A 12,100-nucleotide genomic window follows, 5' to 3' on the forward strand; every position below is an offset into this window, starting at 1 on the left:
ATTCATGCGTATTGGCAATTGGATACTTGATCGGCTAGGTCGCGGCCCGAAAACCAAAGACGGCCACCAACGCCAGCGCGGACCAGCGACCCATGTTGTGATCCTTGATGGGACGATGTCCACGTTGGAACCTGGCCGTGAAACCAGCGCGGGTTTGACCTATAAACTTCTGCGCGAAGTCGGCCATAGTACGAATATGTCCGTCTATTACGAGGCGGGAATCCAATGGCGCGACTGGAGCGAAACCTTTGGCGTGATCGCAGGGCGCGGTATTAACAGGCAGATCGAACGCGCTTATGGCGTATTGTGTTCGCGTTGGCATCCCGGTGATCGTATTTACCTGATTGGATATTCGCGCGGGGCGTTCGCTGTGCGATCTCTTGCCGGCGCAATCGATAAAATGGGCCTGATAAAACCCAGCTTTGCCACCGTACGCAATATTCGCCAATCCTATCGCTATTATACGCAAGGCGCGAAAACCTATCATGCCGAACGGTTTTCCGAACTATATTGCGATCGGTCCGTAACGATTGATGCGATTGGCGTTTGGGACACGGTTAAATCATTGGGGCTACGCCTGCCGCTGCTATGGAAACTAGAAGAAAAGCGCCACGAATTTCATTCAGACGGTCTGGTGCCTAGCGTGAAATCTGCATTTCATGCATTGGCGCGGGATGAAAAACGCGACGCATTTTCGCCCGAAATATGGACAACGCCCGAAAATTGGACCGGCACCATTGAACAGGTGTGGTTCCGCGGCGGTCATGGCGATGTCGGCGGGCAGCTTAGTAATTTTCAACAAGCCCGCCCGCTTGCGAATATTTCTTTGGTTTGGCTTTTGTCGCGGTTGCAAGATCAGGGGCTAGATTTGCCCGCTGGCTGGCAGGATCGTTTCCCCCAAGATCCGAATGCACCTGCGGTTGGGGCGTGGCATGGTTTGGGAAAATTATTCCTAGCGCGCCGTGCGCGTGTCGTGGGCCGCGATCCGTCAGAACGGATTCATGAAACGGCTATGCCTCAAAACAAAAATGCCCCACCTGTTGGCGGGGCACCTGCCTGATTAGGCAACGTTTTCCAATTTGGCCTTCGGCGTCACACCCAAAGCGTGGCACACATCACGTGTCAGCTCTGGCTTATTCAGCGTGTAGAAATGCAGATCGTTGACGCCGCCGCGGATCAGGTCATCGCATAGTTCGGTCGCAAGAGCCGTCGCCAGCAGATCAGTGCCGCCGGTTTTTGCAGCATTTTCAAACGCATCCGAAACGACCTGTGGGATCGACGTTCCGCACATTTTCGCGAATTTCTTTGCGCCGTTCCAGTTTTCGATTGGCAGAATGCCAGGAATGATCGGGGCATCAATGCCTGCTTTTTCGCACGCATCGCGGAACCGGAAAAAGGTTTCAGCTTCGAAAAAGAATTGAGTGATCGCGCTGTGTGCACCTGCATCCAATTTGCGTTTCAGCCATTCGACATCCGCCGCAGCATTCGCAGATTCTGGGTGCTGTTCAGGATATGCGCCAACGCGAATTTTGAATTTTCCGGTATCGGCCAAAGCTTCGATCAGTTCGACCGACGACTGAAATCCGTCTGCGGCAGGGGCGAAACCATTCGAACCTTTTGGCGGGTCGCCACGCAGCGCAACGATTTCCGTCACGCCAGCTGCTGCATATTCATTCGCGATATCCAGTGTTTCGGCGCGGGTTGCTTCGACGCAGGTCAGGTGTGCTGCGACGGTCAAGCCGATGTTTTTATGAATTGCGCCAACCGCTTCGTGGGTCAGTTGGCGTGTGGTGCCGCCCGCGCCGTAGGTCACGGAAACGAACGTCGGATCTAAAGGCGCAAGCGTGGTCGCGCAGTTCCACAGGCGGAACGATTGGTCCAAGGACTTTGGCGGGAAAAATTCGAACGATACGTTTGGGCGGGACATGGGGCACCTATTTTCTGTTAACCCCTTGTCGCAGATTTAATGATGTGAGACAAATTCATAACTTTCACTAAAATCATGAGGTTCTTTCATGATGCACATCGAATTCCGCCATTTGCGGACGATAAAGGCGATCCACGATACCGGCGGGCTCGCGCGGGCGGCGGATTTGCTGAACATCACACAGTCCGCGCTTAGCCATCAGATCAAAGGAATCGAAGAACAGGCAGGTGTCGAATTATTCGTGCGCCGGTCGAAACCTTTGCGGCTATCGGCAGCTGGATTGCGCATGTTGGCGGCGGCGGAACAAATCATCCCGATCTTGAACGATCTAGAGGTCGAATTTCAGGGGCTTCAAGACGGTCGAACGGGGCGGTTGCACATCGCGTTGGAATGCCATGCTTGTTTTGAATGGCTGCTGCCAGTTCTGGAACAGTTTCGAAAAATTTGGCCCGATGTGGACGTAGACATCAAATCCAGCCTTGCCTTTGACGCGATGTCCGCACTGCGCCGCGAAGAAGTCGATCTGGTGATTTCTTCCGATCCCGAAGACGAGGGCGGCACCGATGTGAACCCGCTGTTTGACTATAGCCCCGTGTTCGTTGCGTCGGCTACGCACCCATTGGCAAATAAAACCGCGATCGAAGCGCGCGATTTTGTTGGCCAAACATTAATCACATACCCTGTCGATAAATCGCGGCTGGACGTGTTCAAAATGTTGCTTTCGCCTGCGCGGGTTGAACCGGCAGCCATTCGTCAGGTCGAATTGACGGCAGTGATGCTGATGTTGGTTGCGTCCAATCGCGGTGTTGCTGTGATGCCTGACTGGGTGGTGCGGCAGGTGCGCAAATCGGCCGACTATGTCACCCGTCCTTTGGCGCGTAATGGCAGCGTCGGGTTAACGCGCCGTATGTACGCGGTCACACGCGAAACTGAAAACACGCGCCCCTATATGGCTCATTTTATTCGGCTGGCTCGGCAAGAGGCTGTGAAGCTTCAGAGAGACTAGCGGTATCGGCAAGCAGGCGGATGCGCGTTTCATCAATTGGCATCGCGCGTCCGAATAGGAACCCTTGGCCATAGATATAGCCCAAATCCATAAGGTGTTTGGCTTGGTCTTCGGTTTCGACGCCTTCGGCCACAACGATGGCCCCCAATCCACGCGCGATTCCCAAAAAGCCGCCGATCAAGACTTCTGTCGTGTCCTCTTGGCCTAGGTCTGCCACGAACGATCCGTCGATTTTCAGTTCGTCGAATTCCAGTTCCCGCAGGTGTTGAAATGACGCAAATCCCGTGCCGAAATCATCCAGCGACACGCGCAGACCCTTTCCGCGGAAATAGGCAATGCTTGACCGGATCATATCGGCGGACCGTGTAATAAACACATCCTCGGTGATTTCGAGTGTAATCTTTTTGGCGGCTTTCGGGTGACGCGCCAAAAGATCATCCAGATCGCTCCGGCCGGAATGGGTGGCCAAAGCGACCTCTGGCACGTTGATGGACACTTGGCCCGGGTCCAAACCTTCGGCGATGAGTTTTTCGACGTCATTCAAAACGCAAGACGCCATGTGTATCAAGAAGTCACCGTGAAGACCCAATTCATTCACCATGGGGATGAATGTTTTGGGAAACTGCAGACCATTTGTTGGGTGTTCCCACCGTGCAAGAGCCTCGAACCCGATGCAGCGACGTGTTTTCAGGTTCACCTTTGGTTGATAATAGGGCTTAATTTCACCGTTTTTCATCGCGCTTACGATGTCCAAGCGGTCTTCCAAAGATAGGCGTTTCTGGAACTGTTCGGGGGTATACAGAACCTTGTTAATGCCTGCCGTGCCTTTGGCGCGATACATGGCCTGATCGGCTGCCGCGCAAAGGGATTCGGTTGAGGTACCAGCGTGACGCGTCATGCCAATCCCCACCGACGCAGAGATGTTCAGTTCCTTTTCGCCCCATGTAATGGGCAAATTCATCGCGCGAACGATGTCATCGGCCAGCAGGTTCGCATCAGCCTCGGACGCGATAGACCTGCAGGCGAGCGCGAATTCATCGCCGCCCAAACGTGCCGCAACGCCGTAATTTTCGGCAATATTCGCCAATCGGTTCGCAACAACTTGCAGAACGCGATCGCCTGCTTCGTGGCTATATGTGTCGTTGATCGGTTTGAAACCATCAAGGTCGATCAGGTACACAACCACTTCGCCGCTTGGACGGCGAAGCGACAGTTGCAGTTCCAGTTCGTCGTCAAAGGCGCGGCGGTTCAATAGTCCCGTCAATGGATCGTGGCGAGACAGGTGTTCCAACGCGCGCAGGCGCGAATTCGCCTCTTCTCTGGCGGCATTCAGGGCGCGCTGCGTGTCCTTTTGTTTATGCAGCGTTTCGTAGGTGTTAAAAATATACGCCAGCATCATCATGGATGTGATGATCCATTCGCTATCCGATGATGGGGGGAATGTATTTTTCGAGGCCAGCCAGAACACCACAAATGCCGATCCAAAGGATGGCAACATCAAGGTCCAGTTATAAAACGGCAAGGCGGCAAAGGTATTGGTGATGTGAACAAACACACCAAACAGCCACAAAAAACCCGCCAGCAAGATCGCAGATGACGGTTGAGCCGCGAGGATAAGGGCAGGGGCCAGATAAACCAAAACCGATGTGCAGTTCACCAACCAGATCAGAAATACATAAGCGGCGCTCATGTCTTCGTCGCGTTCGGGGAGCTGGCGTGTCAGCAGATGCGCGATCACTTCGTAAGTGATGATAACGGCCCACATGATGGCGGCGACTTTTCCGTAGCCCAACCACCACAAAATTCCCATCATCATCGCGGCGGATGCCATACGTTTTGCGATGTCGCGAGTTGCGACGTGGATCGCAAACCGTGTCTGGTACCGAATTTTGTCGAAATTGTTAACGAATTGCATGCACCACCACCTATTTAACCCAGCTATAACGGGAGAAATGCAAACAAAAGGTTAACGCCGTTAATTTCCGCCCCTAATATGCGTTCAAACTCTTGCCCGATGGTGATGATTTGCCTATACGCGCGGCTTGGACGGTGAACGGAGGCCAAGATGGCGGCAAGTGCAAACCTGAACGTGATGATCAAAACCGCGCGCCGCGCTGGCCGCGCGCTGCTAAAAGATTTTACCGAAGTCGAGCAGCTTCAGGTCGGGACGAAAGGCCCTGGCGATTTTGTCAGCCGTGCTGACCGTCAAGCCGAAGAAACCATTCGCACCCTGCTGATGGAAGCGCGCCCAACCTACGGCTTTGTCGGCGAAGAGGGCGGCGAAATCGAAGGCGAAGATCCGACCCGTCGTTGGATTGTCGATCCGCTGGATGGCACCACCAATTTCCTGCACGGTCTGCCGCAATGGGCCGTTTCAATCGCGCTGGAACACAAAGGCCAGATCGTTGCAGGCGTCGTTTATGACCCCGTCAAAGACGAAATGTTCCATGCCGAAAAAGGCAACGGCGCATGGATGAACGAAAGCCGTATCCGCGTATCGGGTCGTCACCGTTTGATAGAATGTATTTTCGCAACCGGTCTGCCATTCGGTGGCAGCACCGATTTGCCGCAAACATTGAAAGACCTGAGCCAGCTTTTGCCGGCAACCGCAGGCGTGCGCCGTTTCGGTGCGGCTTCGTTGGATTTGGCGTATGTTGCTGCGGGCCGCTTTGACGGTTTCTGGGAACGTCGCCTAAAGCCATGGGATATCGCCGCTGGCCTAATCATCGCTAAAGAAGCAGGCGCATTGGTTGAAACGATCGTTCCAGAAGGCAACCCGCTGGACGGCAACGTGATCGTGTCGAACGAACCTGTCTTTGCAAGCTTTGCAAAGATCATCCGCAAAGCTGCGGAATAATTAACGTTTTCGCGTGACCCGCGGAATGCGGGTCTGCGATATCTGATACTGGGCCTCGGGGTGGGGCGGATGGCCGTCGTGGCGCCGCCAAAAATGACCTGCCCCGCGTGATAAAAACACCGGAATGGTCAGGATCACACCCGCGGCAAATCCGCCTGCGTGCGCCCAATAGGCAACTCCGCCCGTATCTGCGCTGGATGCCAATCCCCCGAATATCTGCATGCCCATCCATAGGCCCAACATGATCCATGCGGGCAATGGAATGATGCGGATAAAGATCACAAAAAAGATTAGAATATCGACCCGCGCTTTGGGGAAAAGCAGGATATAGCCCCCCATAACGGCGGCAATTGCGCCTGATGCCCCGACCATTGGCACCATCGAATTGGGGCCAGATGCGACCTGCGCCATGGCGGCTGCTACGCCGCCCGCAATGTAGAATAGAATAAACCCAACATGGCCAAAGGCGTCTTCCATGTTGTCGCCAAAAATCCACAAAAACAGCATGTTACCAGCAAGGTGCATCAGGCCCCCGTGCATGAACATCGACGTCAGAACCGTGCCCCATTCGCCGCGCATCAACAGGTCGCGCGGGATCAACGCATACGCGTCATACAATTGGTATGTGGCGTAATCGTTCGGCGCGGCCGCAATCGACAGGACGTAGATCGCGATGTTGGCGATGATTAACGCATAGGTCACGAATGGAATGCGGTCGGATGGATTGTGGTCTTTGATCGGAAACATGCAGCGCCCAAGGTTGATATGCCTGTAACCCTAATGGATTACAGGCCAGTTGCACGCCTCAAATCACCTGTTTAATCGATTGCGTCAGCCACGGCCGCCAAAAGAGACGCATTGCCGCCTGCCGCCGTTGTGTCGATGCAGACATGGCGTTCATGGAAAACGTGCCCAATGTCTGGGGTGTTTGAAATCAGCGGAATGATCGGACCGCTGCGTTGTGACAGGGCCTGTTCGATGTCCCGTGCCGTTGCAGCGTCGCCCCACCACATGACAGCCGAAAAGCCTGCCGCGTTGATCAGATCATAGTCAGATAGGGCACCGCATATGGATTGGCCGCCCAGCTGTGCGACAATGTCCGACTGTTTCGATGTGTCGGGGCCAAGGCACAGGATCGGCGTCCTAGGCTGTAGGTGCAGCCTATTTGATTCCCCCGTCGGGCCGGGCATCGACTGTTCGGGTTGCGCTGTAACGGTGGGCGGCGCCGCGTAGAAACGATGTAGATAATAGGGGCCGCCTGCCTTTGGTCCGGTGCCGGATAGGCCTTCTCCTCCGAATGGTTGGCTGCCTACGACCGCGCCAATCTGGTTTCGGTTCACATAGATATTGCCTGCCTCGACCTGGTCGACGATGTGCTGAACGCGGTCATCGATCCGCGTATGAAGCCCAAAGGTCAGCCCGTAACCCGTTTCATTGATATCCTGAATCACCTGATCCAGTTCGTGAGATTTGAAACGGGCGATATGCAAAACGGGTCCGAAGACTTCGGTGGTCACATCGCGGATGCTATCGACGCGCAGGACGGTCGGCGGGATGTAGTGCCCCGCGCTGGGGGCTGCCAACTGGCGTATCAACTGGCCCTTGTCCCGTGCCGCGTCGATATAGCGCCGAATGGTGGTGAATGCGGTTTGGTCGATCAGCGGCCCCACGTCTGTCGCCAAATACCACGGGTCGCGGATGCGCAATTCATCCATTGCGCCACACAACATTTCGATCAACTGATCGGCGATGTCATCCTGCACATACAGAACCCGCAGCGCGGAACAGCGTTGCCCCGCAGACCGAAACGCCGACATGACGATGTCGCGTACCGCATGTTCTGGCAACGCAGTGGAATCAACGATCATCGCATTGATCCCGCCGGTTTCCGCGATCAAAGGCGTTCCGGGGGCCGCGTTTTGGGCCAGTGATTTGCGGATAATTTGCGCAGTTGCGGTCGATCCTGTGAACGCAACGCCGTTAATCAATGGATTGGATGTGATCGCTGCGCCCACATCGGCCCCACCGGGGCAAAGTTTCAGCGCGGTTTCTGGCACGCCCGCATCCAACAGCGCAGCGACAGCCAGTGCCGCGATCAATGGCGTTTGTGGCGCAGGTTTCGCAATGACGGCATTTCCAGCCGCCAGCGCCGCCGCAATCTGCCCTGTGAAAATGGCCAACGGGAAATTCCACGGGCTGATGCAGACCCAAATACCGCGTGGCTTTCCGTTTGGATATGCCCGACATTGAGCCGCGTAATAGTTCAAGAAATCAATGGCTTCCCTTAGCTCTCCGATGGCGTCGGGTAATGTTTTTCCTGCTTCGCGGGCCAGTAGAGCGTAAATTTCAGGCGCCTTTGATTGTAGGATTTCGCCTGCGCGCGCTAGCACCTTTGCGCGGGTATCAGACGGCGCGGACCAAGGTTCGCTTGACTGAAAAGCCTGTTCAATGCTGGCTGGTGTGGCAGCCGTGCAGGTGCCAACCGTGTCAGTCGGGTTCGCTGGATTTGTGATGGTGACGGTTTCACCTGGGGTGCCGCCTGTGGGGGCGGCGTGCCATTGATGGGGCGCGGCAAAGCGATCCCGCTGGGGTAAAATATCGGCGGCCGCCGTGCGGTGCGTGGGATCAAATCCGATCGAATTGGCGCGGTTCGGCGCGAATAGCGATGCGGCGGTGGGAACGGGTGATTGGCCCGTCAGGGTGTCAAACGGGCAGGGCGCAACCTGATCGGCTGGAATATCTGTGTCGATAATACGGTTCACAAAGCTAGAGTTTGCCCCGTTTTCCAATAGCCGACGCACCAGATAGGCCAATAGATCACGGTGGGCCCCGACGGGCGCATAAATACGGCACCGCGTGTCGTTATGGGTTTTTACGATTGTATGCAGCGCTTCGCCCATCCCATGCAGGCGCTGAAATTCATAAGCGTTTGCGGATACGTTCATTTGATGCGCCATTTTCAGAATGGCACAAACAGTATGGGCATTGTGCGTCGCGAACTGAGGGTAAATGCGATCCGTTTTGCCCAGCAAACGCCGCGCGTTCGCGATATAGCTGACATCGGTTGCTGATTTTTCTGTAAAGACCGGGAACCCGTCGATGCCTTCGACCTGAGCGCGTTTGATTTCGCTGTCCCAATAGGCCCCTTTGACAAGGCGTATCATAATCTTGCGATCCAGACGCGTCGCCAGTTGGTGCAGATGTTCAATGACGCCGCCCGCGCGTTGCCCATAAGCCTGCACGACCACGCCAAATCCATCCCACCCAGCCAAATCTGGCGATGCCAGTACGCGTTCAATGACATCCAGCGACAGCGACAGCCTATCGGCCTCTTCGGCATCGATATTCAGGCCCATGCCGTTCGCTTTGGCCTGTTTTGCCAACGACAGAACCAGCGGGGGCAACTCTGACAGAACGCGCTGCGATTGCAGTTCTTCGTATCGTGGGTGCAGCGCGGACAGTTTGATCGAAATGCCGGGGTTCGTGCGAATATCGGCGCCCGTCGCGTGACGTGAAATTGCTGTGATCGCGGCACTATAGGCATCAAAATACGCCTGCGCGTCTTTGGCCGTTTTCGCAGCCTCGCCTAGCATATCATAGGAATAGGTGAAACCTTTGGCCTGCATTTTGGCAGCGCGATCCATCGCTTTATCAATGGTTTCGCCCAGCACAAATTGACGTCCCATTTCTTTCATTGCGCGGCTGACGGCGCTGCGAATAACCGGTTCGCCCAGCCGTTTGATTGCGCCGCGCAGCAGACCCGCAGTGCCGGGATGTTCGTCGTCTAATACCTTGCCCGTTAGCATCAGCGCCCAAGTCGATGCGTTGACCAAAGATGAAGACGAATGGCCCAAATGTTTACCCCAGTCGGAAGGCGCAATTTTATCTTCGATCAATGCGTCGATCGTGGGCGCATCAGGGACGCGCAGTAATGCCTCGGCCAAACACATTAGGGCGACGCCTTCGTCTGTGGATAGGCCGTATTCAGCAAGGAACACCTCCATCAACCCGGGGTCAGAATGTGTGCGGATTTGATTGACAAGGGTCGCGGTGGATTGTGCAATTTCGGCACGCGTTTCGGCGGATAGATCGGCAAGCTGGATCAGCTGGGTCAAAACTGCCGACGGATCGCCGTAAGTCAGTGCATCAATTTGTGGGCGCAGCGTGGTCATTGGTACTACCAAATTTGGAAATCATTTTTCCTTGTATATATGCAATAACTCGGTATGAACGACTAACGTTGACCGATTGTATTGTCGGTTGTTTTGAAAAAGTGGTAAAAAATGGTGAATTCGACTTCTGAGATGGATCAGTTTGATAAACGGATTCTTGACATCGTCGCGGTCGAGGGGCGCATCAGCGTCACCGAACTGTCGCGGCGCATCGGTTTGTCCAAATCCCCGACCCAAGCGCGCCTGAAGCGGCTAGAGGAAACCGGCCTGATCCGTGGTTACCGTGCGCTGTTTGATCCCATCCGTTTGGGACGCGATCACGTTGCCTTTGTCGAAGTGAAATTGACCGAAACGCGCGAAGCTGCTTTGGCAGAGTTTAACGACGCGGTTCTAAGAGTGCCAGAGATCGAACAGTGCCATCTGATCGCGGGTCAGTTTGATTACCTGCTAAAAGTCCGCACATCGTCCATGGCGTCCTATCGTCTGGTTTTGGCTGAAAAGATTTCGACGCTTCCTTATTTGGCAAATACATCGACCTACGTGGCGATGCAGGCCGTAAAAGAAGAAGGTGTTGGTCCAGCCGACGGAAATGTGTGAAACCCTCTTGCCCATCTCGTCAGAGACAGGCAAATAGAGCCCCGTGCCCGCGTGGTGGAATGGTAGACATCGGAGACTTAAAATCTCTTGGCCTTAGGCCGTGCCGGTTCGAGTCCGGCCGCGGGTACCACCCACATCCCCTAAGCTACTGAATAGCCTCAGCTTTTAACACGAGCTGGAGCAATCGTAGACCATGTTGGAGACCAAAACTGCTGACTTCACATTTGTGAAAAACGGCATCTTCTACTTTAGCCGCCGAGTCCCGAAAGATTTGCAGGAGCATTATCTCTCGCCTCGGATCGCATATTCGCTCAGGACGCGTTCGCCATCGATAGCAAGAACTCGGGCTATTCGAGATGCGCAACAGTTGGATGAGTATTGGTATCATCTGAGGTTGAGAGATCGGCGTCTTCCTGGGCAAAGCCGCCTAAGACTGGTAGGAGGGGACGCAGTCGCCCCTGTCCAAGCGATGACACCAGTTGCACCACAGGCCCACCCTGAAACCGTGACGCTGACAGAAGCTGTCGGTATCTATCTGAAGCTGAAGGGTAAAGGCAAAGCTATAACCTACCACCGAGCCGCAGAGAGAGCTTGCGGGGCGTTGCTAGACGTGGTCGGAGATAAAGACATTACCGCATATACTAAAGCCGACGCGAATAAGCTGCGTGATGCATTGGTGGAACGAAAGCTGGCGGGTAGCAGCATTACTCGTATGCTGGGAACCGTTAGGTCGGTCGTAAACTTCGCAGCGTCAGAATGTGGGGTGACGATCCATAACCCCTTTGGGAACGTGTATTTCGACCGCAAAGCAGGTGTCGAAGAGAGACAGCCAATCCCGACCGAAATAATTCCCGATATTCAAGCGAAATGCCTGAAACTCGACGATGAGGTCCGTTGGCTGGTAGCTTTGGTTTCCGATACGGGGATGCGCTTAGCAGAAGGCGCTGGGCTTCTTCGCTCAGACTTCAAGCTTGAATGTTCTACACCGCATGTGGTCATTCAAGAACACCCTTGGAGACGCCTTAAGACGTCCAGCAGTGCCAGGGTCGTTCCATTGGTTGGCGCATCACTGTGGGCTGCAAAACGCATTCTGGAGCAGCCTGAAGAGGCTCCTTTCGCCTTTCCTCGATATAATAGGTCGGATTGCACCAACTCTAACTCGGCAAGCGGCGCATTGAATAAATGGTTAAGGCCAATGGTCCCAGAACGTTGCTCGATGCACAGTTTCCGTCATTCAATGAGGGACAGGCTGCGGGCTGTCGAATGTCCGGCTGATATTGTCGATCAGATTGGAGGCTGGCAAACGGAAGGTGTAGGCCACAGTTATGGTAAAGGTTATCCGATTGACGTCTTAAGCAAATGGATGCTGGCAGCAGTCAAGCGTGTGTGACATGGTCTACGATTGCTCCAGCTCGTGTTAAAAGCTGAGGCTATTCAGTAGCTTAGGGGATGTGGGTGGTACCCGCGGCCATATGTTAATGGTGTTGAGTACCCGTTATAGGCATCCCATGAGCTTCAAGCCCCAGTAAAACAAGGGCTAT

9 protein-coding genes and 1 tRNA gene are annotated in these 12,100 nt (G+C 54.6%); 6 read left to right on the plus strand and 4 right to left on the minus strand.

Annotation, left to right across the window (positions count from 1 at the left end):
- The first annotated feature begins 4 nt into the window (after positions 1–4).
- Complete coding sequence (locus ACXAGA_RS13365; RefSeq protein ID WP_475117972.1) at positions 5–1,060, plus strand: DUF2235 domain-containing protein; 1,056 nt, start codon at positions 5–7, stop codon at positions 1,058–1,060.
- Here the strand turns inward: ACXAGA_RS13365 and metF are convergent, their stop codons facing one another.
- On the minus strand, positions 1,061–1,927 hold the full coding sequence (gene metF / locus ACXAGA_RS13370; protein WP_475117973.1) for a methylenetetrahydrofolate reductase [NAD(P)H]: 867 nt from the start codon (positions 1,925–1,927) through the stop codon (positions 1,061–1,063). It abuts the gene before it with no gap.
- 91 nt (positions 1,928–2,018) lie between these two features.
- Here metF and ACXAGA_RS13375 point away from each other — a divergent pair, with 91 nt between their 5' ends.
- Positions 2,019–2,933: a LysR family transcriptional regulator gene (locus ACXAGA_RS13375; RefSeq protein WP_475117984.1), complete on the plus strand. Its 915-nt coding sequence runs from the start codon at positions 2,019–2,021 to the stop codon at positions 2,931–2,933.
- Here the strand turns inward: ACXAGA_RS13375 and ACXAGA_RS13380 are convergent.
- Entirely contained in the window at positions 2,887–4,848 is a 1,962-nt protein-coding gene (locus ACXAGA_RS13380) for a putative bifunctional diguanylate cyclase/phosphodiesterase (protein WP_475117974.1), read from the minus strand. The genes ACXAGA_RS13375 and ACXAGA_RS13380 overlap by 47 nt on opposite strands.
- A 150-nt stretch (positions 4,849–4,998) precedes the next feature.
- On the opposite strand from ACXAGA_RS13380, the gene ACXAGA_RS13385 reads away from it, so the two are divergent.
- A complete protein-coding gene (locus ACXAGA_RS13385) occupies positions 4,999–5,790 on the plus strand; it encodes an inositol monophosphatase family protein (RefSeq protein WP_475117975.1) in 792 nt (263 codons plus the stop codon).
- On the opposite strand, the gene ACXAGA_RS13390 is transcribed toward ACXAGA_RS13385, so the two are convergent.
- Positions 5,791–6,537 carry a rhomboid family intramembrane serine protease gene (locus ACXAGA_RS13390; protein WP_475117976.1) on the minus strand — a complete coding sequence of 249 codons (747 nt, stop codon included), beginning with the start codon at positions 6,535–6,537 and terminating at the stop codon, positions 5,791–5,793.
- 71 nt (positions 6,538–6,608) lie between these two features.
- Positions 6,609–9,962: a bifunctional proline dehydrogenase/L-glutamate gamma-semialdehyde dehydrogenase PutA gene (gene putA, locus ACXAGA_RS13395; protein WP_475117977.1), complete on the minus strand. Its 3,354-nt coding sequence runs from the start codon at positions 9,960–9,962 to the stop codon at positions 6,609–6,611.
- Positions 9,963–10,073: 111 nt separating this feature from the next.
- Between putA and ACXAGA_RS13400 the strand changes: the two genes are divergently transcribed.
- From ACXAGA_RS13400 to ACXAGA_RS13410, 3 genes are all read left to right on the plus strand, one after another.
- Positions 10,074–10,559, plus strand: a complete 486-nt coding sequence (locus ACXAGA_RS13400; RefSeq protein ID WP_475117978.1) for an Lrp/AsnC family transcriptional regulator — start codon at positions 10,074–10,076, stop codon at positions 10,557–10,559.
- A 45-nt stretch (positions 10,560–10,604) separates the two neighbouring features.
- Positions 10,605–10,689, plus strand: a tRNA-Leu gene (locus ACXAGA_RS13405).
- Between the two features lie 63 nt (positions 10,690–10,752).
- A complete protein-coding gene (locus ACXAGA_RS13410) occupies positions 10,753–11,949 on the plus strand; it encodes a DUF6538 domain-containing protein (RefSeq protein ID WP_475117979.1) in 1,197 nt (398 codons plus the stop codon).
- Positions 11,950–12,100: the final 151 nt, after the last annotated feature.

The sequence above is a fragment of the Marivivens sp. ABH4_498 genome, from assembly GCF_056160585.1.